The organism is Kitasatospora griseola (assembly GCF_044999035.1).
GTDB lineage: Bacteria > Actinomycetota > Actinomycetes > Streptomycetales > Streptomycetaceae > Kitasatospora > Kitasatospora griseola.
In genome coordinates this window covers 3517707-3541535 of sequence record NZ_CP173360.1, presented here as the reverse complement: position 1 = coordinate 3541535, position 23829 = coordinate 3517707, and the positions used below count along the sequence as shown (strand labels likewise).

Here is a 23829-nt window from a genome sequence, read left to right as displayed (position 1 = left end):
GGGGTCAGCCGGCCAGCAGGGCCTGGGCGTCGAGGGTGTCCTCGCCCTTGGTCCAGTTGCACGGGCACAGCTCGTCGGTCTGCAGGGCGTCCAGCACCCTCAGGACCTCCTTGGGGTTACGGCCGACGGAGCCGGCGGTCACCATGACGAACTGGATCTCGTTGTTCGGGTCGACGATGAACACCGCACGCTGGGCGGTGCCGTCGGCGCCCTCGACGCCGCAGGCGCGCATCAGGTCGTGCTTGACGTCGGCCAGCATCGGGAAGGGCAGGTCGCGCAGGTCCTTGTGGTCCTTGCGCCACGCGTGGTGGACGTACTCCGAGTCGCCGGAGACGCCGAGGATCTGGGCGTCACGGTCGGCGAACTCCTCGTTCAGCTTGCCGAACGCGGCGATCTCGGTCGGGCAGACGAAGGTGAAGTCCATCGGCCAGAAGAACACGACCTTCCACTTGCCCTCGTAGGACTTGTGGTTGATCTCGGCGAAGGCGTTCGCGGCGTCGAGGTCCACGCAGGCGTTGAGTTCGAACTCGGGGAACTTGTCGCCGATCGTCAGCACGTCGCTTCTCCAGGGGTTGAGATGAGGGTTGTCCGAATTACGGACATGTCCAGCGTCGCACAGCGGCTACTGATCAGTGAAATCGGATCTTCTGCTTTGCCTGATAGGCAATCCCGATCAGTGCGGCACACTGGTGGCAGCATCGGACCCACGCAGGAAGCGCAGCCGTGAAGCACCCTACGCAACGCACGCCCACCGTCTCCCAGCTGCGGGCCTTCGCGGCCGTCGCCGAACACCTGCACTTCAGGGAGGCCGCCGCCGCGATCGGCACCAGCCAGCCCGCGCTGTCCGGCGCGATCGCCGCGCTGGAGGAGGCCCTCGGCGCACAGCTGGTCGAACGCACCACCCGACGCGTCATGATCACCCCGCTCGGGGAGCGGGTCGCCGTCCACGCCCGGCAGGTGCTGTCCGCGCTGCACGCCCTCACCGAGGAGGTCGAGGCCGCCCGCCGGCCGTTCACCGGGCCACTGCACCTCGGAGTGATCCCGACCGTCGCGCCCTACCTGCTGCCGACCGTCCTGCGACTCGTCCGCGACGCCTACCCCGACCTCGAACTGCACGTCCACGAGGAACGCACCCCCTCCCTGCTGGACGGTCTGACCACCGGACGCCTCGACCTGCTGCTGCTGGCCCTGCCCGCGGGCGGCAGCGTCCCGGTGGCCGAAATCCCGCTGTTCGACGAGGACTTCGTGCTGATCGTGCCGCCCGAGCACGAACTCGCCGGACGGGTCGACGTCCCGCGCGACGTCCTGCTCGACCTGGACGTGCTGCTGCTGGAGGAAGGCCACTGCCTGCGCGACCAGGCACTCGACATCTGCCGCGAGGTCGGCGCCGAGGTGTCCGGCGGAAGCACCCGCGCCGCCGGACTCTCCACCCTCGTCCAACTGGTCGCCGGCGGCCTCGGCGTCACCCTGCTCCCCGCCACCGCCCTCGACGTCGAGACCGGCCGCACCGACCGCCTCGCCGCCGTCCGCTTCGCCGCCCCCACCCCCGGCCGCCGCATCGGCCTCGCCCACCGCCCCGGCTCCGCCCGCACCCCGGAGTACGACCGCTTCGGGGCGGCCCTCCGCGACGCCCTGCGCGGCCTGCCCGTCCGCATCGCGCCCTGACGGCGGCCCCTCGCCCACCCACCCGTGACCCCGCCGCCAAGGTGAGCGCAGAAACACCGCTGCGCGGGCGAGCCTGTGGCAGCACACGTGAGGCACCGCCCCGGCCCCGCGCAGCGGAGTTGCCCCGGGTTCACGTCGGCGGCGGGGTCACGGGTGGGTGGGTGGGTGGGCGCTGGGCATAAAGACGGTGAGGGGGTGGGCGGGTGTACGTGTCGCGGATCAGGGTGTCCGGCGTGAAGTGCTTCCGTGGGGCGCGGGCGGTGGATCTGACGGTTCCTCCGGGACCGGGGTGGAACGTGGTCGCGGGGCCGAACGGGAGCGGGAAGAGCACGTTGCTGCGGGCGGTCGCGGTGGCGCTCGGGGCGTTGCCGGGCGATTCGGCGGCGGGCTGGGGCGACGGTTGGGTGGAGGCCGAGCCCGCGCCGCGCTGGCGGGTCGGGGTGGCACAGGGCGTGCCGCGGGCGCTGTTCGTGGAGCCGGCCGGGGGCCGTGACGTCCCGTTGGACGCCGAGTCGGTGGCCGGGGTGCTGCCCGCCGGTTGGCGGGTGAGCGACCCGCGGCGGCAGTACGTGGCGAACGGCGAGCTGGAACTGCCGTTGGACGAACTCGGCGACGGCGTCGCCGCGTTGGCCCGGCTGGTCGGCCGACTCGCGGCGGCCCCGCACCCCGGTCCGGTGCTGATCGACGACGTCGACCGCCAGTTGCACCCGGTGTGGCAGCAGCGTCTCGGCCCGCGGCTGACCGAGCAGTTCCCGCGCACCCAGTTCCTGGTCGCCACCCACAGCCCGTACGTCTGCCAGGCCGCCGACCCGGGCGCGCTGCTCCGCCTGCCCGGCCCCGCCGAGGATTTCGCGCCGCACCGGCTGGACGAGGACCTGCGGCAGCGGGTGCTGTACGGCAGTGGCGAGGACACCGTGCTGTCGGAGCTGTTCGGGCTGCCCAGCGCCTACTCGCCGGCCGCCGAGGCCGAACGCCGCCTGCTGGTGCGGCTGGAGCGCAAGATGTACGCGGGCCGGGCCACCGACGCGGAGCTCGCCGAGTACCGGGAACTCGGGGCGAAGCTGAACAGCTCGCTGACCGCCCGGGTCGACGAGGTCACCGCGCGGCTGCTCGGCCGGGACCGGTGATCCCGCTCCAGCGGCCCGCCCTGCAGTCGCGGCTGGCCGCCGACCTCGACCGGGCCACCGCCGGCATCCGGGCGGCCGGCCCGAGCACCGCGTCCGGCCGCGCCGCGTGGCGCAAGGCCGTCCGGCCGAAGGCCCAACTGCGGCTGATGCTGCGGCAGATGGCGCCCGGCCTGGAGCGCTGCATGTACTGCGGGGACAACCTGGGCACCGACATCGACCACTTCGAGCCGATCGCCCAGGCGCCGCTGCGGACCTTCGACTGGCAGAACCACCTGCTGGCCTGCGCGCACTGCAACAGCAACCGCAAGCGCGACCGCTTCCCGCGCGACCCGGCCACCGGCGACGGCCTGCTGGTCGACCCGTGCCGCGAGGACCCGGCCGACCACCTGCTGCTCTACCTGGACTCCGGCGCGTACGACCCGCTCACCGTCCGGGGCGAGGCCACCATCGAGGTGTTCGGCCTCAACGAGCGGCCCGAACTGGTGCGCGGCCGGCGGATGATGTTCGCCGTGGTCAAGGCCCTGCTGCTGACCTGGCAGCTGGCGGGCCCCGCGGAGGCCGAGGAGTACGCGGCGGCCCTGCGCGAGATCCACCACGCCGACGTGCTGCGCACCGTCCTCGGGCTGCGCCGCAGCCGCCCGCTGGCGCTCGCCGTGCTCGGCCCGGACGTCCTCGCCGCGCTGGACGAACTGGTCGCCGCCGACCCGGGATTCGTCGCCTGAGGGCCGGTCAGAGGCGCTGCTCGAACCAGACCACCTTGCCCGCGCCCAGCCGGGTCGCGCCCCAGCGGTCCGCGCACCGGGCGACTATCTGGAGGCCGCGCCCGCGCTCCTCGTCCGGGCCGGCCCGGCGGGTGCGGGGGAGCGCTGCGGAGTCGTCGCCGACCTCGCAGCGCAGGCGCGAGGTGCGCACCAGCCGGAGCGTCACCGGGCGGGTGGCGTGCCGGATCGCGTTGGTGACCAGCTCGCTGACCATCAGCTCGCAGTTCTCCCGCAGATGGTCCAGGCCCCAGTTGTGCAGCGCGTGCCCGGCCAGCCGGCGCGCCCGGCCCGGCGTCTCGTGCCGCGGCTGGAGGTACCAGTAGGCGACGTCGTCGGCCGGGATCCCGTCGAACGCGGCGGCCAGCAGCGCGATGTCGTCGGCCCGGTCGCCGGGCGGCAGGATCCGCAGCGCCTCCTGGCACAGCTGCTCGGGGGTGAGCCGGTGGGCGCCCTCCAGCCGGGCCCGCAGCAGTTCGAGGCCGGTGCCCAGCGGGCGGCGGCGGGTCTCCACCAGGCCGTCGGTGAACAGCAGCAGCGCCGAACCGGGCGGGGCGGCCAGCTCCACCGAGGTGAAGTCCACCCCGCCGACGCCGATCGGCGCCCCCGGCGGCAGGTCCAGCAGTTCGCTGGTGCCGTCCGGGCCGACCAGCACCGGCGGCACGTGCCCGGCGCTGGCGATCACCACCCGGCCCGCGATCGGGTCGTAGACCGCGTACACGCAGGTCGCCAAGTGGTGCTCACGGCCCAGGCGTTGGGCCTGCTCGTCGAGGTGGTAGAGCACCTCGTGCGGCGGCAGGTCCAGGCCCGCCAGGGTCTGCGCGGAGGTGCGCAGCTGGCCCATCACCGCGGCCGAGGTCAGCGAGTGGCCCATCACGTCGCCGGCGATCAGCGCCACCCGGTTGCCCGGCAGCGGGATCGAGTCGTACCAGTCGCCGCCGACCTGCGCCCCGCGCTCGCCCGGCAGGTAGCGGTGCGCCAGGCGCACGCCGTGCGGCTGCGGCAGGTGCGCGGGCAGCATCGAGCGCTGCAACTCGTCGGCGATCTCCCACTCGCGGGTGTAGCGCAGCGCGGTGTCCACGGCCAGGCCCGCGTGGGTCGCCAGGTGGGCGGCCGTCGCGGTGTCCGCCGGGTCGAACGACACCGGCTGCCCGTCCGCCGCCGGCCGCCGGATCAGCAGCAGCATGCCCAGCGCCGCCTGCCGCCCGTGCAGCGGCAGCGCCAGCAGCGCCGTCCCCGCGGGCAGCCGGCCCAGCGCCCGGGCGCCGAGCAGTTCGGCGGGCAGGCCGCCGCGCTGCTCGTCCAGCACCACCGGGCCGTGCGGGGCGCGCCGCTCCAGGGCCCGCTCCAGCGCGCTGCCGGGCGGCACCGGGCGCAGCCCGCCGCGCCGGCCCAGCCGCGTCCCGGCGGTGTGCAGCACCCGCAGCGCGCGCGGCCGTCCGAGGTCGCGCTCGACGTCCGGCAGCGGGTCGCGGACCAGCACCACCAGGGCGTCCGCCAGTTCGGGCACCAGCACCCGGCCCAGGTTGCGCAGGGTGGCCGTCAGATCGAGCGAACTGTTGATCCGCCGGGCCGCACAGTCCAGGTACGCCAGGCGCTCGGCAAGCCGGGGCGGCCCGTCGGGCGGCGGATGCCGCTGGACGGGTACGGCGGGCTGCTGCCCCGCCAGGGGCTCCAGTTGGTCGCGCACGGGCTGCCCGATTCTGTGCAGATGTGGAGGACGTCGTAGCGGGGGCTGACGTCGGGTCAGCCGGTGCGCCGACAGCGCAGGTACAGTTGGGTCTCCGGCGGCTGCGCGGACCCCGCCGGGGCGTACGACTGGCTGTCCACCGCCTCCACGGTGAAGCCCGACCGCTCCAGCAGCTCCGTCAGCTCCTCGCGCAGATAGCCGCTGACCCGGATCTCCTGCTCCAGGAACGGCAACGGCGCGTTGTCCAGGTCCGCCTCCACCATGCCCAGCGCCAGCAGGCCGCCGGGGCGCAGCAGTTCACGGATCCGGCCGAGCGCCACGGCGATCTCGGCCCGGGGCAGCATCAGCAGCGAGAAGAACGCCGCCGCGCCGTCCCACGTCCCGGCCCCGGCCGGCCCCAACTCGGGCACGCCCCACAGCCGCTCGGCGTTCCCGGTGGCCAGGTCGACGACGTCGAACCGGTGGAACTCCGCGGCCGGCACGGCCTTCCGGGCCTGCGCCAGCATGCCCTCCGAGAGGTCCACGCCGATCACCCGCAGCCCGCCGTCCGCCAGCTGACCGGCGGTCGGCTCACCCGCCCCGCACCCGACGTCCAGCACCCGGGCCCCGGCCGGCAGCTGCTCCAGCAGCCACCCCGCGCAGGCCAACTGGCCCGACCTGGCCGGAAACACCTCCTGGTAGCGCTCTCCCATCGCGTCGAACGCAGCGGCCTGCTCGGCCCGCTCGGCCCGTCGGCCCTCACCCGCGGACGCCCGTTCGGCGTCGACGGGGACAGCAGTCTGTTCGTCCGTCACCTGATCTGGGCACCTCTCCCGCGCGCGTCCTGCCCCACCCGTCGTGGTCCGCACACCACTCCCGACCCTGGCCTATGAGAATAAACGCGATCACCGCACTGTGGAGTCCGTTTCCGGCCAACTCGTGCGCCGTTGGGCGAATATCGCCCGCCAGGGGAAGCACACCATCGCCCGCAACGGAGCACGCCAGCACCCCGCACGCCGCCCAGCGCGCCCGCACCACATCTCTGACCTGCGCCGATACCCCGTCAATCCGGTTGCCGCAGACGTTTATCGAACGTCAATCGCGGCCTGGCAGAGTCTTCCTCAGCGCCGGGGAAGCGTCAAAGCGTCCCCGCAGCCGGGGGGCTGCGGGGACGCTGACGCCCCGGGGGGACAGGCCTTCGCCAGGGGGACCAGGGGGGTACCGCGGGGGGAGCGAAGGCCTACGGCGCGGGGGGAGGGGAAGGCTCGGTGTGCCGCGAGTCGATGAGGTCCTGCACCGGCTGGGCCTCGGGCACACCGAGCCGCGTGAACACGGTCAGCGCCTCCTGAAGACACGCCAGTCCTCGGGAGGGCTGCCCGAGTTCGAGCAGCGCCTCGCCGAGAGCGGCATTGGCCATCCCCTGGCAGTACGCCGCCTCGATCTCCTGCGCGATCGACAACGACTCCTCCGCGGCCTCGGCGGCGGAGGCGAACTGACCGTCCGCGACCAGGCAGGCCGCCAGGCGGGCCAGCGAATAGCCCTCCCAGATCGGATGCTGCTGCGCCCGGTACAACTGGTGCGCCTCGCGGAGATGGACGGCCGCCTCGCCGGCCTCACCGGTCGAGCGCAGGACGACGCCGAGTTGGTAGAGGGTGTCCGCCAGGCACGAGATGTTGCCGGAGGAACGAGCGGCGGTCACCGCGGCACGGGCGGACTCCACCGCCTCCTCGTGACGGTCCAGACCGACGTAGGAACGGGCCATGTTGGCCAGCACCCGCGCCTCGCTGATCGGTGCGCCGAGCGTCCGGCTCATCGCGTGGGCCTGCTGATAGAACGGCAGTGCCTCCGCCGACCGGCCCGCCAGGGTCAGCACGATGGCGAGGGCGTTCGACACCGAAGTGCACAGATGGGTCGGCAACTCCGAGGACTGGAGGTCGAGACTCTGCCGCAGCGATGCCTCCGCCTCGGCGAGTTCCCCCGCCTGCTGGTGCTGGTACCCGGTGCCGTACCGCACCCGGGCCAGCGCCTCGGTGTCACGGTGCTCCTCCGCGGTACCGGACGCGGCCAGCAGCGCGGCCCTGACCCGGGGTGTGAACGTCGGGTCCTCGACCAGCGCGCGCAGCAGCATCACCAGGTCCACCGCAGGCCGCAGCAGAGTCATCGACTCCCGCACGCCGGCCTCGATACCGCTCAGCAGCAGCGAGACCTCGGCGCGCAGCCACTGACGGGCCGTCGTGCTGTCCGACAGCGGTACTCCGGCGGAGACCGGGACGTGCAGCTGTTCGGCCATCAGGTCGTCCGGCTCGATCACCCGGGCGGCGTTGTGCATGGTCGCGGAGAGCAGGTCGAGCAGCCGCAGCAGCGCGGCCTGCTGCTCGGCGATGTCGCCGAGCTTGGCATTCTGCCGCTGTGCGTAGAGTCGGAGCAGGTCGTGGTAGCGGTACCGGCCGGGCGTGAAGCACTCCAGCATGTTCGCCTCGACCAGCGCCTCCGCCAGGTCCTCCGCCTCCCGTTCCCCGGTGCCGAGCAGCGCCGCTGCGGCTGCGAGTGGCAGGTCGGTGGAGTCCACCAGGGCGAGCAGCCGGAACGCGCGGGCCTCCTCTGGCTGCAACTGGGCGTAGCCGAGCCCCAGGGTGGTCTCCACAGCGAGGTTGCCGAGCTGGAGCTCCTGGAGCCGGTTGCGCTGGTCCGCTAACCGCCGGGCCAGGTCGGAGACGCTCCAGCGCGGACGGCTCGCCAGCCGGGCGGCGGCGATGCGGACCGCCAGCGGCAGGAACCCGCAGGAGGTCACCACCTGCAGGGCCGCCTCGGTCTCGGCGGCCACCCGTTCGGCGCCGACGATCGCCGAGAAGAGGGCCAGCGCCTCCTCGGGCGTCAGCTCCTCGATGTCCACCAGGTGGGCGCCGGGGATCTCGGCCAGCCGGGAGCGGCTGGTCACCATCACCGCATTGCCCGAGACACCGGGGATCAGCGGCCGCAACTGCTGGGCGTCACGGGCGTTGTCGAGCAGGATCAGCATCCGCTTGTCGGCCAGCAGTGAGCGGTACAGCGCGGCACGCTGGTCCAGCGAGTCGGGGGCGTCCGGTGCGCCGAGCGCGTGCAGGAAGTCGCCGAGCACCACTGCCGGGTCGGCCGGGGCCGCGCCCGCGCCGCGCAGGTCCACGTACAACTGCCCGTCCGGGAAGTCCGGTCGAAGCGAATGCGCGACGTGCACCGCGAGGGTGGTCTTTCCGACGCCGCCGATACCGGCCAGCGAGGTGACCACCACGGCTTGGCCGGAACCCGCCCTCAGGACGTCCCGCAATTCGTTGACCAGCTTGCTCCGGCCGCTGAAGTCGGAGACGTCGGCGGGAAGTTGAGCCGGTGGCACGAAGGGCGCGGGCTCGTCCGCGGCGGCTTTGGCGGGAGCGGCGAGCGCGGCCATCAGTTCGGGGTCGCCGGCCAGGATGCGGGCGTGCATGGTGGCCAGGCCGCTGCCCGGCTCCACGCCCAGTTCCTCGATCAGCAGTTTGCGGGTGTCCGCGTACACACCCAACGACTCCGCCTGCCGGCCGCTGCGGTACAGCGCCAGCATCAGCAGTTCACGCAGCCGCTCCCGCAGCGGGTTGGCGGCGGACAGCGAGTTGAGCTCGGCCACCACGTCGGCGTGCAGACCGATCTCCAGCGCCATCGCACAACGTTCCTCGGCGACGGCCAACTGGCGCTCCGTCAGCCGCGCCCGCTGGGACTCGGCGTACGGTCCGGGCACACCCGGCAGCGGGCGGCCGCGCCACAGGTCGAGCGCTGCCACCAGGGTGTCGTGCGCGGTACGGAAGCTTCCCTCGGTCCGGGCGTTCGCCGCAGCGGCCACCTGCTGCTCGAACAGGGACAGGTCCACCGACTCGGCGGGCATCCGCAGCGCATAGCCGTCACTCACCGAGACCAGTACCTCGGCGGGCTTGCGGACCGCCCGGTTCGGTTCCAGGACCGAGCGCAGGCGGGAGATGTAGGTGCGCAGCGCGGCGACCGCCTGCGGCGGGGTCCGGTCCCCCCAGATGCCGTCAACCAGATCGTCGGTGGTCACCGGCCGGCCCTCACTGAGCAGCAGTGCCACCAGGACCGCCTGCTGCTGCGGTGATCCGAGGGCCAGCGGCGCGTCACCGCGCCATGCCTGGACAGGGCCGAGCACTTGGAAGCGCAGCGCCTCGGCGGAGCGCGTGCTCTGAAGCTCCATGTCCTCCCCTGTGGCCGATGAACCGTCTGCTTCCCACGCTGACACCGGTTGTGTGGGTGGGTCAGCTTATGAGGAAGCCTGCAAACGTCCACCAAGCGGGTGCGCGGTGCGACGTTTATGAGACATTTAGCGGCCCCTACGATACTGGCCAGGCGCCCGGGGAGAGTCGTCCGGGTGATCCTCATCCTTGAATTGAAAGGCGGCCCACCCCATGGCCGACGACACCATCACGACTGCTCCGGTGGCCGAGCCCGCAACCGAGCACACCGCCGCTCCGGTCGACCCGACCGCGATCGAGCGGGCGCTGGAGGAGCTGGCGAAGGAGCCCGCGCCGACGATCGCTCCGAAGCCGCTCGTCGACCCCAAGATCGACGAGACCTTCGAACCGCTCGGGAATGTCGGCAACTGCCCGTGATCCGTAGCCACATCACCAGAACGAGCCCCGACCCTCACCGGCCGGGGCTCGTCCCGTTTCATCGGGTCACTGCGCCGAGCGCACCCGCAGGCTGGTGATCAGCGGGCCGTCCGTCACCTCGGCGAAGAAGTCGTTGCCCTTGTCGTCCACCACGATGAACGCCGGGAAGTCCTCGACCTCGATGCGCCAGACGGCCTCCATGCCGAGCTCGGGGTACTCCAGGACCTCGACCTTCTTGATGCAGTCCTGGGCGAGTCGCGCCGCCGGGCCGCCGATCGAGCCGAGGTAGAAGCCGCCGTGCTCGTTGCAGGCCTTGGTGACCTGCTTGGAGCGGTTGCCCTTGGCGAGCATGACCATGGAGCCGCCGGCGGCCTGGAACTGGTCGACGTAGGAGTCCATCCGGCCGGCCGTGGTGGGGCCGAAGGAGCCGGACGCGTAGCCCTCGGGGGTCTTGGCGGGGCCGGCGTAGTAGACCGGGTGGTCCTTCATGTACTGCGGCATGCCCTCACCGCGGTCGAGGCGCTCCTTGATCTTGGCGTGCGCGATGTCGCGGGCGACCACCAGCGTGCCGGAGAGCGAGAGCCGGGTCTTCACGGGGTACTTGGAGAGCTGCTCGCGGATCGCGGCCATCGGCTGGTCGAGGTCGACGCGGACCACGTCGCCGTCCAGGTGGGCGTCGGTGGTCTCCGGCAGATACTTGGCCGGCTCGGTCTCCAGCTGCTCCAGGAACACGCCCTCGGCGGTGATCTTGCCGAGCGCCTGGCGGTCGGCCGAGCAGGAGACGGCCATCGCGACGGGCAGCGAGGCGCCGTGCCGGGGCAGGCGGATGACGCGGACGTCGTGGCAGAAGTACTTGCCGCCGAACTGGGCGCCGATGCCGATCTTCTGGGTGAGCTCGAAGACCTTCTGCTCCAGCTCCAGGTCGCGGAAGCCGTGGCCGGTCTTCGCGTCGCCGCCGGTCGGCAGGTTGTCCAGGTAGTGCGCGGAGGCGTACTTCGCGGTCTTCAGGGCGAACTCGGCGCTGGTGCCGCCGACCACGATCGCCAGGTGGTACGGCGGGCAGGCCGCGGTGCCCAGCGAGCGGATCTTCTGCTCCAGGAAGCTGAGCATCGACGACTCGTTGAGGATCGCCTTGGTCTCCTGGTACAGGTACGACTTGTTCGCCGAGCCGCCGCCCTTGGCCATGAACAGGAACTTGTAGGCGTCCCCGTCGGTGGCGTACAGCTCGATCTGGGCCGGCAGGTTGTTGCCGGTGTTCTTCTCGTCCCACATGGTCACGGGGGCCATCTGGGAGTAGCGCAGGTTCAGCTTGGTGTACGCGTCGTACACGCCGCGGGCGATCGCCGACTCGTCCTGACCGGAGGTCAGCACGTTCTGGCCGCGCTTGCCCATCACGATCGCGGTGCCGGTGTCCTGGCACATCGGGAGGATGCCGCCGGCCGAGATGTTGACGTTCTTCAGCAGGTCCAGCGCCACGAAGCGGTCGTTGGGGCTGGCCTCCGGGTCGTCCAGGATGCGGCGCAGCTGGGCCAGGTGGGCCGGGCGCAGGTAGTGCGAGATGTCGTGCATCGCCTCGGCGGTGAGCAGCCGCAGGGCCTCCGGCTCGACCTGCAGGAAGGTGCGCCCGCCGGCCTCGAAGGTGGATACGCCCTCGGAGGTGAGCTTGCGGTACGGGGTGGTGTCCGCACCGAGCGGGAGCAGGTCGCGGTAGGCGAACTCTGAAGCCATGGGGGAGATCCTTCAGTTCTTTCGGCGTCGTCGACGAGGCACCCTCCAGGTTAGGCGCAAGGCGCGCGCCCCCGGCGCTCAGGTCGGCCTGCGTGACGCGGGTCACGCGGAGCTCCCCGCGCGGGCCCCGTGCGCCCAGCACCGAACGCACCGCCGACCCCGCATCGAACTGCCCCACCCGCCCCACGCGGAACACGCCGCGCACCGCACGCGGAACACGCCACGCACCCCGTGCCGCGCACGCCGCGCACCCCGCGTCGAACACGCCACGCGCATTGCGTCGAACCGACGTTCGGGTGGTGAGCGGGCTCGCTAGGCTTGTGACGTGGACAACTCTCCCGCTCAGCAGCCGCAGGACCAGCCGCCCGCCCCGATGAAGAAGAACGAGCCGACGCCGGCTCCCGCCCCTGCCCCCGGCACCGACCTGGCCGGCGAGCTCCGGGCCGCCGACGCCGACCGCGAGCGCGTCGCCGACCTGCTGCGCGACGCCTACGCGGAGGGCCGGCTCACCGTCGACGAGCACGCCGAACGGATCGAGGCCGCCTACAACGCCCGCACGTTCGGCGAACTGGAGCCGCTCACCCGCGACCTGCCCAGCCACCCGGGCCCGATCCGGCACAACCTGACCAAGCCGCCGCTGGACGCCCCGGCCCCCGCCCCGCAGCAGCAGCCCTCGCTGCCGCCGGCCCGGGCCGAATCGCCCACGATGCTCGCGGTGTTCGGCGGCGCCGCCCGCAAGGGCCGCTGGCGGGTGGGTTCGCACCTGAAGGCCGTCGCGGTGTTCGGCGGTGTCGAGATCGACCTGACCGACGCGGTGTTCGAGTCGCCCGAGGTGGTCATCGAGGTGATCGCGGTGTTCGGCGGCGTCGAGATCCGGGTTCCGGAGAACGTCACGCTGCAGGGCAGCGGCGCCGGCATCTTCGGTGGTTTCGACGTCCGCGAGCAGACCTCGCCGGACCCGTACGCGCCGGTGGTGCGGATCAAGGGTGCGGCGGTGTTCGGCGGTTGCGAGGCCAAGCCGAAGCGCGGAAAGAAGCTCAAGGAGTGGGTCCGCCGCCAGCTGGAGGGCTGACCTGCGGAGATCTCACGGGTCGTCAACTCGCTTGACGGCACTCGTCGTTGTTCCGAGTGCAGTGGGTAGTCGATTGCGTGCGGTGTGCATGAATCCGGGGGTGGCGGGGTAGTTCCAATCGCACATCGTTCCTGTACGGCTGTGACCCCGCGGGTCGGCGACGGTGCCACGGCGAGGGAGCACGGGGCAGTCGGGCAGGAGGCGACCCAACCCCGAGCCTTTGAGCCTGGTCAGGAGTCACCGTGCTGCATCCGATCGAGTCCACCGCCGCCACCCGCCGCCCCGCGGTCCCGGATCCGGACGACAACCCCTGGCACACTTCCGCCGCGTGCCGCAGCGACGAGGCCGGGCTGTTCTTCGCTCCGTCCAAGGAGCCGACGGCCGCCCGGCTGGCCCGCGAGGAGCAGGCCAAACGGGTCTGTGCCCGCTGCCCGGTGCTGCTGGAATGCCGCGAGCACGCCCTCGCCCAGCCCGAGCCGTACGGCGTCTGGGGCGGGCTGACGGCCGCCGAGCGCCGCGTGGTGCTCGCCCGTCGGCGCCGCCGCGAGGCCGAACTGCTGGACGCGCGGCGACTGACGGCGCGGATAGCCGGCTGAGCCGGGCCGCGCGGCCGGGGCGGCCGGGGAGGATCTCCCCGGCGGCCCCGAACGTGCCCGCGGGCCCGGCCGCCCGGGCTCAGTTGGCGCGGTCGAAGTCGATCGCGCTGTAGGCCCGCAGCTTGGCCAGCTTGTGGGTGGAGTCGATCTGCCGGATCGTGCCGCTCTTGGATCGCATCACCAGCGACGAGGTGGTGGCGGTCTCCGAGCGGTAGTGGACGCCGCGCAGCAGCTCGCCGTCGGTGATGCCGGTGGCGACGAAGAACACGTTCTCGCCGCTGACCAGGTCGTCGGTGTGCAGCACCCGGTCCAGGTCGTGGCCGGCGTCCAGCGCCTTGCGCTTCTCGGCCTCGTCCTTGGGCCACAGCCGGCCCTGGATGGTGCCGCCCATGCACTTCATCGCGCAGGCCGCGATGATGCCCTCGGGGGTGCCGCCGATGCCCATCAGCAGGTCGACGCCGGTGCCCTCGCGGGCCGCCATGATCGCGCCGGCCACGTCGCCGTCGGAGATGAACTTGATCCGGGCGCCGGCCTCGCGGATCTCCTTGACCAGGTCGTTGTGGCGGGGCCGGTCCAGGACGACGACGGTGACGTCCTCGACGGCGGAGCCCTTGGCCTTGGCGACCCGGCGGATGTTGACGGCCGCGGGGGCGGTGATGTCGACGAAGTCGGCGGCCTCGGGGCCGCAGACCAGCTTGTCCATGTAGAAGACCGCGCTGGGGTCGAACATGGTGCCGCGGTCGGCGACGGCGAGGACGGCGACGGCGTTGTTCATGCCCTTGGCGGTCAGCGTGGTGCCGTCCACCGGGTCGACCGCCACGTCGCACTCGGCGCCGGTGCCGTCGCCGACCCGCTCGCCGTTGTACAGCATCGGGGCTTCGTCCTTCTCGCCCTCGCCGATGACGACCACGCCGTTCATGGAGACGGTGGACACCAGGGTGCGCATCGCCTTCACGGCCGCGCCGTCGGCGCCGTTCTTGTCGCCCCGGCCGACCCAGCGGCCGGCGGCCATCGCAGCGGCCTCGGTGACCCGGACCAGTTCGAGGGCCAGGTTGCGGTCGGGGGCTTCCGGCGCGACCTCCAGGGCGCTGGGAAGGTGGTGCGGGTACTGCGTGGTCATCGTCGTTACCTCTCTGTACGCGACGGCCAGTCAGCGTCGGGTCGCGGAGGGTCACCGGCGCTGCTTCGAGGGTTGCTGCGATCGTATCGGCAGGTGGGACGGGAGTCTGCGGCGCACTCCGCGCGCACCGCGACGGGGCGGCCCGTGCACCGCCGTTCCGTAAGCGCCGCCTACCATGGGCGGGTGGCAGGCAACAGCAGCAAGAAGGGCCGTCAGACGGTACGGGACATGGTCCTGTCGATGGCGGCGGTCGGCATCGTGGTCACGGTGGCGTACTTCAGCATCCCGAGCGCGGACGGCAAGAACGGCGTGCACCCGGTGCAGTACCAGGTCGAGCTGGCGTCGGCGAAGCGCGCCGCACCGTACCCGCTGGTCGGCCCGCAGCCGCTGCCGGAGGGCTGGCAGGCCACCTCGGTGAGCTACGGCGCCAGTGACAAGGGTCACGCCGTCTGGCACCTGGGCTTCAGCACCGCCTCCGGCCAGTACGCGGCGATCGAGCAGAGCGACGGCAAGCCCGACGACGTGGTGGCCAAGAACGTCCCCGGCGGCAAGCCGGACGGCACCTCCACGGTGGACGGCCAGGAGTGGCAGCGGGTGCAGGGCGACCGCTACCGGGCGCTGACCCGCCCCGCCGGCAGCACCGGCACCACGGTGCTCACCGGCACCGCCTCCTACGAGGAACTCGCGCAGCTCGCCCAGTCGCTGAAGTAGCGGTCGTCACACGTCGCCGCACGCGGAAGGCCCCCGCCGGGGAACGGCGGGGGCCTTCGCTGTCACGGGGCCGAGCGGACTCAGACGGTGGTGACGACCTCGTCGTAGGCCAGGCGCGGGCTGCGCGGGAACCAGGCGTCCTCGCCCGGCTTGCCGATGTTGACCACGGCCAGCACCGAGTGCTCGCCGTCGGCGAAGAACTCCTTGTTGATGCCCGCGGCGTCGTAGCCGGTCATCGGGCCGGCGGCCAGGCCGGCGGCGCGCACGCCGATGATGAAGTACGCGGCCTGCAGGGCGCCGTTCAGGGTGGCCGAGGACTCGCGGACCGAGCGCTCGCTGAAGAACATGTCCTTGGCCTGCGGGAAGTGCGGCAGCTGGGTCGGGAGCTCCTCGTGGAACTCGTTGTCGGCGGCCAGGATCGCGACCAGCGGCGCGGTGGAGGTCTTGGCCTGGTTGCCCTCGGCCATGTGCTGCACCAGGCGGGCGCGGCCCTCCTCGGAGCGGACCAGGACGATGCGCAGCGGCTGCTGGTTGAAGGCGGTCGGGCCGAACTTCACCAGCTCGTAGATCGCCTGGATCTGCTCGTCGCTGACCGGCTCGTCCGAGAACGTGTTGGCGGTGCGGGCCTCGCGGAAGAGCAGGTCCTGGGCGGCGGCGTCGAGGGCCAGGGTCATGACGTTGTCCTACCTCAGAGCTTGGGGCGGTGGGGTACGGCGGGTGCCGTGCACACCGGTCCAACTTCGATGAAAGTTAAACCATTCCCCGGCCTGCCTGTGATGTGTGCCACATTCCGGCGCGGCTACTCGCCGGCGGACTCCTCGGCCGCCAGCGCCGCGTCCAGCCGGGCCCGGGCGCCGTCCAGCCAGCGCTGGCACACCTTCGCCAGCTGCTCGCCGCGCTCCCACAGCGCCAGCGACTCCTCCAGCGTCGTCCCGCCCGTCTCCAGCCGCCGGACCACCTCCAGCAGCTCGTCCCGCGCCTGCTCGTACCCGAGCGCCTGCTCGGCGCCCGCACCCTGCTGATCAGCCATGGCGCCCAGCGTAGGGGCAGGCCCGGACAAACCCCTTGCACCCCCGCCTACGCTGCCGAACATGAGCACTCCACGCCCGGCCCGCCCCGAGGACGCCGCCGAACTCGTCCGCCTGCGCACGCTGATGTTCGAGTCCATGCAGGGCGAAGCCCGCCCCGGCCACTGGCAGCACACCGCACAGGACCTGGTGGCCCGTCAGCTCGCCGAACCCGACCGGCGCCTGCAGGCCTACGTGATCGACGACCCGGACCGCCCCGGCCGACTCGCCAGCTGCGCCGTCGGCACCCTCGAACAGCGGCTGCCCGCCCCCGGCCACCCCGACGGCCTGTTCGGCTTCGTCTTCAACATCTGCACCGACCCCGGCCACCGCGGCCGCGGCCACGCCCGGGCCTGCACCGAAGCGTTGATCGCCTGGTTCGACGAACGCCGCGCCACCCGCGTCGACCTGCACGCCACCGAGGGCGGCGAGGCGCTCTACCGCAGCCTCGGCTTCCACGAGCACTCCACCGCGCTCTCCCGCCAACGGCTGCTCACCGACTGAACCGCCGCCCTCAGCCCTCCTCGGCCGCCCGCACCCCGAACGAGCCGCCCGCCACCCGGGCCCGCAGCGCCTCGCCGCCCGCGACCTGCGCCGGATCCGTCACCACCGCGCCGTCCTCGCGCTGCAGCACCGCGTACCCGCGCTCCAGCGTGGCCAGCGGCGACAGCGCCACCACCCGGGCCAGCGCATGGCCCAGATCGGTCTGCGCGTGGTCCAGCCGGTGCCCCAGCACCCGGCGGGCCCGCTCCACCAGCGCCGTCACCTCCGCACCGCGCGCCGCCACCGCCTCGGTCGGCGCCGCGAGCGCCGGCCGGCTGCGCACCGACGCCAGGCCCGCCGCCTCCCGGTCCACCCGGTGCACCACGTACCGCCGCGCCCGGTCCCGCAGCTGACGCACCTTCGCCAGCTCCTCGCCGACGTCCGGCACCACCCGCTTCGCCGCGTCCGTCGGGGTGGACGCCCGCAGGTCCGCGACGAAATCCAGCAGCGGCTGGTCCGGCTCGTGGCCGATCGCACTCACCACCGGCGTCCGGGCCGCCGCCACCGTCCGCACCAACTCCTCGTCGGAGAACGGCAGCAGATCCTCCACACTGCCGCCGCCGCGGGCCACCACGATCACCTCGACCTCCGGCCGCGCATCCAGCTCGCGCACCGCGGCACACACCTGCGACACCGCCTGCGGCCCCTGCACCAGCACGTTCCGCACCTCGAACCGCACCGCCGGCCACCGCCGCCGGGCGTTCTCCAGCACGTCCCGCTCGGCCGCCGAACCGCGACCGGTCACCAGACCCACACAGCCCGGCAGGAACGGCAACGGCTTCTTCCGGGCCTCCTCGAACAGGCCCTCGGCGAACAGCTTGCGCTTCAACTGCTCCAATCGGGCCAGCAGTTCACCCAACCCGACGAGCCGGATCTCCGACGCCCGCAACGAGAGCGTGCCGCGCGCCGCGTACCACTCCGGCTTCGCCAGCACGATCACCCGCGAGCCCTCCTGCACGGCATCCGCGACCTGCTCGAACACCGAACGGAAACACGTCACCGTCAACGAGACGTCCCGATCCGGGTCCCGCAGCGTCAGGAACACCATCCCCGCCCCCGGCCGCCGCGACAGCTGCGCGATCTGCCCCTCCACCCACACCTCGCCCAGCCGATCGACCCACCCGCCGATCAGCGCCGAGACCTTTGCCACGGGCAGGGGCGCTTCGGGACTGCTCGCATTAGCCATCCCCCGAGGCTAGCTCTTGCGAGGGACACGCAGGTGGGCGCACGGACAGCGGCGCGTGGAGGCACCCCCGCGCGCCCCGGTCAGCGCTTCTGCGTCAGCAGGATCAGCAACCCCACCGCCAGCCAGATCCCGCCCACGATCAGCGCCGTGTGCGAGGCCTCCACCAGGACCGCGACGATCACCGCGACGCCCAGCATCGGGACGACGGCGTGGCGCAGCCAGTCGCGGGAGTGGTGGCGCACGACGTACCAGCCGACCACCGAGGCGTGCAGCAGGACGAACGCGGTGAGGGCGCCGACGTTGACCACCGAGGTGAGCTGGTCGAGTCCGTCGTCGCGGCGGGCGGCCCAGACGGCCGCGACCAGGGTGATGACGGCGGCCGTGAGCAGGGCGCGGCGGGGGACGGCGGTGCGTTCGTCGACGGCGCCGAGCAGGCGGGGCAGGCGGCCCTCCCGTCCCATGGCGAAGACCAGGCGTCCGGCCGCGGCCTGGCCGGCGAGTGCGGCGAACGCCGCGCCGATGGCCTTGGAGGCGGCGATCAGCACGTGCAGCCAGTGCCCGACGGAGGCTTCGACGGTGTCGTAGAACGCCGATCCCTGCGCGGCGGGGTCCGCGGCCAGTTGATCGGGCGTCATGGGTTCCAGGACGGCGGCCAGGTAGGTCTGGGCGACGAACAGCAGGCCGGCCACCGCCAGGCACCAGAGCACCGCGCGGGCGACGGCGGCCGAGGCGCCGACCGCTTCCTCCACGAAGGAGGCGATCGCGTCGAAGCCGAGGAAGGAGAGCACCGCGACCGACACCGCGGACAGCACCGCCGTCAACGAGAATCCGCCGACTCCCCCGAACGGGGAGCCCCAGTCGCGGGCGGCCCCGTGCAGCGCCAGTTCCACCGACGCGGCGACCACGAACACCGTCAGCACCACGATCTCCATGGCGAGCACGGCGAAGCCGACCACGGCGGCCGTCCGCACCCCGGTCAGGTTGAGCGCGGTGGTGATCAGGACCGCCAGTACCGTCCACACCCAGCGGGAGACGTCCGGCACCAGGGAGTTGAGCGCGATGCCGGAGAACAGGTAGGCGACGGCGGGGATCAGCAGGTAGTCCAGCATCGCCATCCACCCGGCGACGAATCCCGGCCCCTCGCCGAGCCCGGCCCGCGCGTACGCGAACACCGACCCGGTCCGGGGCACCGCCCGCACCATTTCGGCGTACGACAGCGCGGTGAAGCCCATCGCCACGGTGGCCACCAGGTAGACCGCGGCGACCGCGCCGTGGCTCTTCGCGTCCAGCACGCCGAACACGCCGACCGGCGCCATCGGGGCGATGAACAGCAGTCCGTACACCATCAGATCGCGCACGCCGAGCGTGCGCCGCAGTTCCGTCGTCCCTGGCTGTGTGCTCACCCTCGCCATTCCACCGGTCCGGGCCCGCACCGACCGGGCGACGCGCGTCCACGGGGGCGGGACTCGCCCGTACGATGGAGCCATGTCCACCAGTGCTCAGCGCCGTGTCCTGCTCGCCGCCCCCCGTGGCTACTGCGCGGGCGTCGACCGCGCCGTGATCGCCGTGGAGAAGGCCCTGGAGCAGTACGGGGCGCCGATCTACGTCCGCAAGCAGATCGTCCACAACAAGTACGTCGTGCAGACCCTGGAGAAGCAGGGCGCGATCTTCGTCGACGAGACCGAGGAGGTGCCCCAGGGCGCGATCGTGGTGTTCTCCGCGCACGGCGTCGCCCCGTCGGTGCACGACGAGGCCGAAGCCGGCAAGCTCGCCACCATCGACGCGACCTGCCCGCTGGTCACCAAGGTGCACAAGGAGGCCCGCCGGTTCGCCGACGAGGACTACGACATCCTGCTGATCGGCCACGAGGGCCACGAGGAGGTCGTCGGCACCATGGGCGAGGCCCCGGACCGGATCCACCTGGTGGACGGTGCCGAGGACGTCGCCAACGTGAAGATCCGCGACGAGTCCAAGCTGGTCTGGCTCTCCCAGACCACCCTCTCCGTGGACGAGACCATGGAGACCGTCGGCGCCCTCAAGGAGCGCTTCCCGCTGCTGGTCTCGCCGCCCAGCGACGACATCTGCTACGCCACCCAGAACCGTCAGGTCGCCGTCAAGCAGCTCGCCCCCGAGGCGGACCTGCTGATCGTGGTCGGCTCGAAGAACTCCTCCAACTCGGTCCGCCTGGTCGAGGTCGGCCTGGAGTACGGCGCCAAGGCCGCCCACCTGGTCGACTTCGCCGAGGAGATCGACCTCGGCTGGCTGGAGGGCGTGCAGACGGTCGGCCTGACCAGCGGCGCGTCCGTGCCGGAGATCCTGGTCGAGGGCGTGCTGCAGCTGCTCGCCGCGCACGGCTTCGAGGACGTGCAGATCGTCAAGACCGCCGAGGAGCACCTGACCTTCTCGCTCCCCAAGGAGCTCCGCCGCGACCTGCGCGCCGAGGCCGCCGGCAAGCTCTGACCGGCCGTCCGACCCACGTCGGCCGTGCGGGCGGCGACCGTCCGGGAACGGCTGCGCCCGCCCCCGCGCCCCCGTACGTTGGTGCGAAGGCCGGCGGGCAGCGGACGTCCCCGGCGGTACGGAAGGCGACGGCAGTGACGACGGTCTTCGGCGTGGACATCGGCGGCTCGGGCATCAAGGGCGCACCGGTCGACCTGGACAGGGGCGTGCTCACGCAGGAGCGGCACAAGGTGCTCACGCCGCACCCGTCCGGCCCCGACGCGGTGATCGACGCGGTCTGCGAGGTCGTCCGGCACTTCGACCACCGCGGGCCGGTCGGCCTGACCTTCCCCGGCGTGGTCGTCGACGGGCATACCCGGACCGCCGCCAACGTCGACAAGGGCTGGATCGGCCTGGACGCCGCCGCCCGGTTCGGCGAGGCGCTCGGCCTGCCCGCCACCGTGGTCAACGACGCCGACGCGGCCGGACTCGCCGAAATCACCCACGGCGCGGGCCGCGGCCGCTCGGGGGTGGTCCTGCTGCTCACCTTCGGCACCGGCATCGGCAGCGCGCTGTTCTCCGACGGCGTGCTCGTCCCCAACACCGAACTCGGGCACCTCGAAATGCGCGGCAAGGACGCCGAACGGCGCGCCTCCTCCGCTGCCAAGGAACGCCACGACCTCAGCTGGCCCAAGTGGGCCGAGCGGGTCGACGAGTACCTCGACCTGGTCGAGATGCTCTTCTCCCCGCAGCTGGTGATCGTCGGCGGCGGCGTCAGCCGCAAGCACGAGAAGTTCCTGCCGCTGCTCAAGGACCGCCGCGCCGAGGTCGTCCCCGCCAGGCTCCGCAACGACGCGGGCATCGTCGGCGCGGCGATGGCCGCGAGCCGGGCGGTCCCGGCTACCGGCTCCGGTGGCGGCGGCGCTGGGCGACGTAACGCGCGGTGACGATCGCGGTGGCCAGGCCGGTGCCGGCGAACAGCCAGCCCGCGCGCAGCGCCAGCCCGCCGGCCAGCGCCACCACCTGGCCGGTGATGCCGCTGGTGGTGCCCGGCTGCAGCAGCACCAGCGCCGCCGCGAACGCGATCGGGCCGCAGATCGGCGCGGCCGGCAGGTCCGGGTACCGCACCCGCACGGCCAGCTGGAAGCACACCACCAGATAGCCGAGCCCGAACAGCACCCCGAGCCCCCCGAACATCAGCCGGTCCAGCCCGGCGAACGCCAGCGTCCCGGCCGCCGCGACCACGCCGGTGCCCACCGCGGTCAGCCGGGCCGGCGGGCCGCCGGAGCGCCGCCGACGGGCCGTCAGCAGCCGGTGCAGCAGCCGCTGGACAAGGGGTCCGGACCGGCCGTCGGAGGCCGTCCGCAACCGGGACTCGGGGGGTCGGCTCTGCCCCGGAACGGCGGCCTCGTCGGCGCCGCGCCCCGGCGCTCGTCGTCTCGGCCCTGGCGGCTGGGTACGGATGCTCTGCTCCACCCGACCAACGTACGGTCCGATCATCGACACCGTGTGTAATGGCTCCCGACCAATTGATCCGTGTCCGGCCGGTGCACGCCCCACCGCGCGGCCTCGGCCCCCCGCACGCCCCGTAGACTGGGGGATCGGCCCGCACCGGGCCAACTCGACGCCCTCCAAGCCACGGGACACCACTCTTCATGTCGCTCACGATCGGAATCGTCGGCCTGCCGAACGTCGGCAAGTCGACCCTGTTCAACGCCCTGACCAAGAACGACGTGCTGGCGGCCAACTACCCGTTCGCCACCATCGAGCCCAACGTGGGCGTCGTCGGTGTCCCGGACCCGCGGCTGGACAAGCTCGCCGAGATCTTCGGCTCGCAGCGCATCCTGCCCGCCACCGTCGACTTCGTCGACATCGCCGGCATCGTCCGCGGCGCAAGCGAGGGCGAGGGCCTGGGCAACAAGTTCCTCGCCAACATCCGCGAGGCCAACGCGATCTGCCAGGTCGTCCGCGCGTTCACCGACCCCGACGTGGTCCACGTCGACGGCAAGGTCTCGCCCAAGGACGACATCGACACCATCCACACCGAGCTGATCCTCGCCGACCTGCAGACCATCGAGAAGGCGCTGCCCCGGCTCCAGAAGGAAGCCCGGCTCAAGAAGGACACCGCCCCCGTCCTCGCCGCCGCCGAGGCCGCCCAGGCCGTGCTGGAGACCGGCAAGACCCTCTTCGAGGCCGGCTTCGACACCACCCTCGTCCGCGACCTCCACCTGATGACCGCGAAGCCGTTCCTCTACGTCTTCAACGTCGACGAGGACGCCCTCTCCGACGAGGACTTCAAGAACACCCAGCGCGCCCTGGTCGCCCCCGCCGAGGCCATCTTCCTCAACGCCAAGATCGAGTCCGAGCTCATCGAACTCGAGGACGACGAGGCCCTCGAACTCCTCCAGTCCATGGGCCAGGACGAGCCCGGCCTCGCCACCCTCGCCCGCGTCGGCTTCGCCACCCTCGGCCTCCAGACCTACCTCACCGCAGGTCCCAAGGAAGCCCGCGCCTGGACCATCAAGCAGGGCGCCACCGCCCCCGAGGCCGCCGGCGTCATCCACACCGACTTCCAGAAGGGCTTCATCAAGGCCGAGGTCACCTCCTTCGACGACCTCGTCGCCACCGGCTCCATCGCCGAGGCCCGCGCCAAGGGCAAGGCCCGCATCGAAGGCAAGGAATACGTCATGCAGGACGGCGACGTGGTGGAGTTCCGCTTCAACGTCTGACCGTTTGATTGCTCTGAGATGGATTGATCTGTCGAATGCGCAGGTCGTACGGGGCCCGCCTCCCTTGAGGTGGGCCCCGACTTCTTTTCCGTGCTGACTCGGTGCTGACTTCTTCGGCCCGCCGCGCTCGCATGAGTGGTACGTTATGTGGTACCAGTCATGGAGGGAGTTCAGTCGATGTCGATCACTGCCAGCGAGGCGCGCAAGGCTCTCTTCCCGTTGATCAAGAAGGTCAATGACGATCACGAGGCCATTGAGATCGTGTCCAAGCATGGAAATGCCGTACTCGTCTCGGCCGAGGACTATGCCGCTCTGCGTGAAGGCTCCTACCTGCTGCGCTCGCCGGTGAACGCCCGCCGCTTGCTCAAGGCGTACGAGAACGCCCTTGGCGGCACAGGGCTTTCCGAGCGGGAGCTCATCGACCCTGACGCGGCGGATGGCGAGAAGGGCGCCGCGTGAGGCTCGTCTTCGAGGAGACCGGCTGGGAGGACTGCACCTCCTGGCTCAAGAGCGACCGCAAGATGCTCGCCCGGATCAACAAGCTCATCGAGGACGTCCTGCGCGACCCGTTCACCGGGATCGGCAAGCCCGAGCCGCTGAAGTACCACTTGCCCGGCGCCTGGTCGCGGCGGATCGATGACGAGCACCGCCTCGTCTACTTGGTGACGGACCGGGAAATCATCGTTCTGGCCGCCCGCTACCACTACTGATCACTGACTGAGGGTTCGATTCACCGTGCTGATTCTGTGCTGACTTGGGTCGCCGGGATCGGCGTCTTCGCAGGTCACAGC

The 23829-nt window shown here is 72.1% G+C and carries 24 protein-coding genes; 13 read left to right on the top strand and 11 right to left on the bottom strand.

From position 1 onward, the window contains the following. Window positions 1-4: 4 nt before the first annotated feature. Window positions 5-556, bottom strand: a complete 552-nt coding sequence (locus ACI1MP_RS15810; protein WP_043915853.1) for a peroxiredoxin — start codon at window positions 554-556, stop codon at window positions 5-7. Window positions 557-723: 167 nt separating this feature from the next. Here ACI1MP_RS15810 and ACI1MP_RS15805 point away from each other — a divergent pair, with 167 nt between their 5' ends. From ACI1MP_RS15805 to ACI1MP_RS15795, 3 genes are all read left to right on the top strand, one after another. Next, window positions 724-1665, top strand: a complete 942-nt coding sequence (locus tag ACI1MP_RS15805; protein ID WP_404868874.1) for a LysR substrate-binding domain-containing protein — start codon at window positions 724-726, stop codon at window positions 1663-1665. Window positions 1666-1868: 203 nt separating this feature from the next. Continuing rightward, window positions 1869-2792 (top strand): AAA family ATPase, encoded by a 924-nt coding sequence (locus ACI1MP_RS15800; protein ID WP_404868873.1) that lies wholly within the window; start codon window positions 1869-1871, stop codon window positions 2790-2792. Further along, window positions 2789-3514 (top strand): HNH endonuclease, encoded by a 726-nt coding sequence (locus ACI1MP_RS15795; protein WP_380334986.1) that lies wholly within the window; start codon window positions 2789-2791, stop codon window positions 3512-3514. The genes ACI1MP_RS15800 and ACI1MP_RS15795 overlap by 4 nt, the downstream gene beginning before the upstream one ends. A 7-nt stretch (window positions 3515-3521) precedes the next feature. Here the strand turns inward: ACI1MP_RS15795 and ACI1MP_RS15790 are convergent, their stop codons facing one another. The 3 genes from ACI1MP_RS15790 to ACI1MP_RS15780 all read right to left on the bottom strand — a co-directional run bounded on the left by ACI1MP_RS15790 (window position 3522) and on the right by ACI1MP_RS15780 (window position 9432). Continuing rightward, complete coding sequence (locus ACI1MP_RS15790; RefSeq protein WP_100588826.1) at window positions 3522-5240, bottom strand: ATP-binding SpoIIE family protein phosphatase; 1719 nt, start codon at window positions 5238-5240, stop codon at window positions 3522-3524. A gap of 56 nt (window positions 5241-5296) precedes the next feature. Further along, window positions 5297-6034, bottom strand: coding sequence for a class I SAM-dependent methyltransferase (locus ACI1MP_RS15785; RefSeq protein ID WP_380334990.1), 738 nt, complete (start codon window positions 6032-6034; stop codon window positions 5297-5299). Window positions 6035-6459: 425 nt separating this feature from the next. After that, window positions 6460-9432, bottom strand: a complete 2973-nt coding sequence (locus tag ACI1MP_RS15780; protein WP_380334993.1) for a BTAD domain-containing putative transcriptional regulator — start codon at window positions 9430-9432, stop codon at window positions 6460-6462. Window positions 9433-9643: 211 nt separating this feature from the next. Between ACI1MP_RS15780 and ACI1MP_RS15775 the strand changes: the two genes are divergently transcribed. Further along, window positions 9644-9847 carry a hypothetical protein gene (locus ACI1MP_RS15775; RefSeq protein ID WP_043915859.1) on the top strand — a complete coding sequence of 68 codons (204 nt, stop codon included), beginning with the start codon at window positions 9644-9646 and terminating at the stop codon, window positions 9845-9847. A 66-nt stretch (window positions 9848-9913) separates the two neighbouring features. Here the strand turns inward: ACI1MP_RS15775 and ACI1MP_RS15770 are convergent, their stop codons facing one another. Continuing rightward, window positions 9914-11575, bottom strand: a complete 1662-nt coding sequence (locus ACI1MP_RS15770; protein ID WP_100588829.1) for a fumarate hydratase — start codon at window positions 11573-11575, stop codon at window positions 9914-9916. A 325-nt stretch (window positions 11576-11900) separates the two neighbouring features. On the opposite strand from ACI1MP_RS15770, the gene ACI1MP_RS15765 reads away from it, so the two are divergent. Next, the gene (locus ACI1MP_RS15765) at window positions 11901-12647 is read left to right on the top strand and encodes a DUF1707 domain-containing protein (protein WP_229847274.1); all 747 of its coding nucleotides are present in this window, start codon (window positions 11901-11903) and stop codon (window positions 12645-12647) included. Window positions 12648-12889: 242 nt separating this feature from the next. Continuing rightward, window positions 12890-13243: a WhiB family transcriptional regulator gene (locus ACI1MP_RS15760; protein WP_380334998.1), complete on the top strand. Its 354-nt coding sequence runs from the start codon at window positions 12890-12892 to the stop codon at window positions 13241-13243. Between the two features lie 79 nt (window positions 13244-13322). Here the strand turns inward: ACI1MP_RS15760 and glpX are convergent, their stop codons facing one another. Further along, on the bottom strand, window positions 13323-14363 hold the full coding sequence (glpX, locus tag ACI1MP_RS15755) for a class II fructose-bisphosphatase (protein ID WP_043915862.1): 1041 nt from the start codon (window positions 14361-14363) through the stop codon (window positions 13323-13325). 183 nt (window positions 14364-14546) lie between these two features. Here glpX and ACI1MP_RS15750 point away from each other — a divergent pair, with 183 nt between their 5' ends. Beyond that, window positions 14547-15074, top strand: coding sequence for a DUF4245 domain-containing protein (locus ACI1MP_RS15750; protein WP_380335002.1), 528 nt, complete (start codon window positions 14547-14549; stop codon window positions 15072-15074). Between the two features lie 80 nt (window positions 15075-15154). Here ACI1MP_RS15750 and ACI1MP_RS15745 read toward each other — a convergent pair whose 3' ends face one another. Both ACI1MP_RS15745 and ACI1MP_RS15740 read right to left on the bottom strand, forming a co-directional pair. After that, on the bottom strand, window positions 15155-15748 hold the full coding sequence (locus tag ACI1MP_RS15745; RefSeq protein ID WP_043915864.1) for a malonic semialdehyde reductase: 594 nt from the start codon (window positions 15746-15748) through the stop codon (window positions 15155-15157). Between the two features lie 125 nt (window positions 15749-15873). Continuing rightward, window positions 15874-16104: an exodeoxyribonuclease VII small subunit gene (locus ACI1MP_RS15740; RefSeq protein WP_100588908.1), complete on the bottom strand. Its 231-nt coding sequence runs from the start codon at window positions 16102-16104 to the stop codon at window positions 15874-15876. 61 nt (window positions 16105-16165) lie between these two features. Here ACI1MP_RS15740 and ACI1MP_RS15735 point away from each other — a divergent pair, with 61 nt between their 5' ends. Beyond that, on the top strand, window positions 16166-16645 hold the full coding sequence (locus ACI1MP_RS15735; protein WP_043915866.1) for a GNAT family N-acetyltransferase: 480 nt from the start codon (window positions 16166-16168) through the stop codon (window positions 16643-16645). A gap of 10 nt (window positions 16646-16655) precedes the next feature. Here ACI1MP_RS15735 and xseA read toward each other — a convergent pair whose 3' ends face one another. Together xseA and ACI1MP_RS15725 are read right to left on the bottom strand one after the other, a co-directional pair. Beyond that, complete coding sequence (gene xseA, locus ACI1MP_RS15730) at window positions 16656-17870, bottom strand: exodeoxyribonuclease VII large subunit (RefSeq protein ID WP_100588835.1); 1215 nt, start codon at window positions 17868-17870, stop codon at window positions 16656-16658. Between the two features lie 80 nt (window positions 17871-17950). Then, window positions 17951-19282, bottom strand: coding sequence for an APC family permease (locus ACI1MP_RS15725; RefSeq protein ID WP_363472919.1), 1332 nt, complete (start codon window positions 19280-19282; stop codon window positions 17951-17953). Between the two features lie 73 nt (window positions 19283-19355). Between ACI1MP_RS15725 and ACI1MP_RS15720 the strand changes: the two genes are divergently transcribed. Further along, complete coding sequence (locus tag ACI1MP_RS15720) at window positions 19356-20330, top strand: 4-hydroxy-3-methylbut-2-enyl diphosphate reductase (protein WP_380335013.1); 975 nt, start codon at window positions 19356-19358, stop codon at window positions 20328-20330. A gap of 134 nt (window positions 20331-20464) precedes the next feature. Next, on the top strand, window positions 20465-21256 hold the full coding sequence (ppgK, locus tag ACI1MP_RS15715) for a polyphosphate--glucose phosphotransferase (RefSeq protein ID WP_380335016.1): 792 nt from the start codon (window positions 20465-20467) through the stop codon (window positions 21254-21256). On the opposite strand, the gene ACI1MP_RS15710 is transcribed toward ppgK, so the two are convergent. Then, window positions 21210-21785 (bottom strand): DUF6542 domain-containing protein, encoded by a 576-nt coding sequence (locus tag ACI1MP_RS15710; protein ID WP_380335019.1) that lies wholly within the window; start codon window positions 21783-21785, stop codon window positions 21210-21212. The two genes, ppgK and ACI1MP_RS15710, sit on opposite strands and share 47 nt — an antisense overlap. Before the next feature lie 179 nt (window positions 21786-21964). Here ACI1MP_RS15710 and ychF point away from each other — a divergent pair, with 179 nt between their 5' ends. From ychF to ACI1MP_RS15695, 3 genes are all read left to right on the top strand, one after another. After that, the gene (gene ychF / locus ACI1MP_RS15705; protein WP_043915871.1) at window positions 21965-23038 is read left to right on the top strand and encodes a redox-regulated ATPase YchF; all 1074 of its coding nucleotides are present in this window, start codon (window positions 21965-21967) and stop codon (window positions 23036-23038) included. 177 nt (window positions 23039-23215) lie between these two features. Next, window positions 23216-23497 carry a type II toxin-antitoxin system Phd/YefM family antitoxin gene (locus tag ACI1MP_RS15700; RefSeq protein ID WP_100588909.1) on the top strand — a complete coding sequence of 94 codons (282 nt, stop codon included), beginning with the start codon at window positions 23216-23218 and terminating at the stop codon, window positions 23495-23497. Next, the gene (locus ACI1MP_RS15695; protein WP_404868872.1) at window positions 23494-23748 is read left to right on the top strand and encodes a Txe/YoeB family addiction module toxin; all 255 of its coding nucleotides are present in this window, start codon (window positions 23494-23496) and stop codon (window positions 23746-23748) included. The genes ACI1MP_RS15700 and ACI1MP_RS15695 overlap by 4 nt, the downstream gene beginning before the upstream one ends. Window positions 23749-23829 lie beyond the last annotated feature (81 nt).

Coding starts and splice junctions, on each gene's coding strand:
- ACI1MP_RS15720 (WP_380335013.1), top strand. CDS start 19,356: ATGTCCACCAGTGCTCAGCGCCGTGTCCTGCTCGCCGCCCCCCGTGGC.
- ACI1MP_RS15740 (WP_100588908.1), bottom strand. CDS start 16,104: ATGGCTGATCAGCAGGGTGCGGGCGCCGAGCAGGCGCTCGGGTACGAG.
- xseA (WP_100588835.1), bottom strand. CDS start 17,870: ATGGCTAATGCGAGCAGTCCCGAAGCGCCCCTGCCCGTGGCAAAGGTC.
- ACI1MP_RS15780 (WP_380334993.1), bottom strand. CDS start 9,432: ATGGAGCTTCAGAGCACGCGCTCCGCCGAGGCGCTGCGCTTCCAAGTG.
- ACI1MP_RS15745 (WP_043915864.1), bottom strand. CDS start 15,748: ATGACCCTGGCCCTCGACGCCGCCGCCCAGGACCTGCTCTTCCGCGAG.
- ACI1MP_RS15770 (WP_100588829.1), bottom strand. CDS start 11,575: ATGGCTTCAGAGTTCGCCTACCGCGACCTGCTCCCGCTCGGTGCGGAC.
- ACI1MP_RS15725 (WP_363472919.1), bottom strand. CDS start 19,282: ATGGCGAGGGTGAGCACACAGCCAGGGACGACGGAACTGCGGCGCACG.
- glpX (WP_043915862.1), bottom strand. CDS start 14,363: ATGACCACGCAGTACCCGCACCACCTTCCCAGCGCCCTGGAGGTCGCG.
- ACI1MP_RS15700 (WP_100588909.1), top strand. CDS start 23,216: ATGTCGATCACTGCCAGCGAGGCGCGCAAGGCTCTCTTCCCGTTGATC.
- ychF (WP_043915871.1), top strand. CDS start 21,965: ATGTCGCTCACGATCGGAATCGTCGGCCTGCCGAACGTCGGCAAGTCG.
- ACI1MP_RS15735 (WP_043915866.1), top strand. CDS start 16,166: ATGAGCACTCCACGCCCGGCCCGCCCCGAGGACGCCGCCGAACTCGTC.
- ACI1MP_RS15775 (WP_043915859.1), top strand. CDS start 9,644: ATGGCCGACGACACCATCACGACTGCTCCGGTGGCCGAGCCCGCAACC.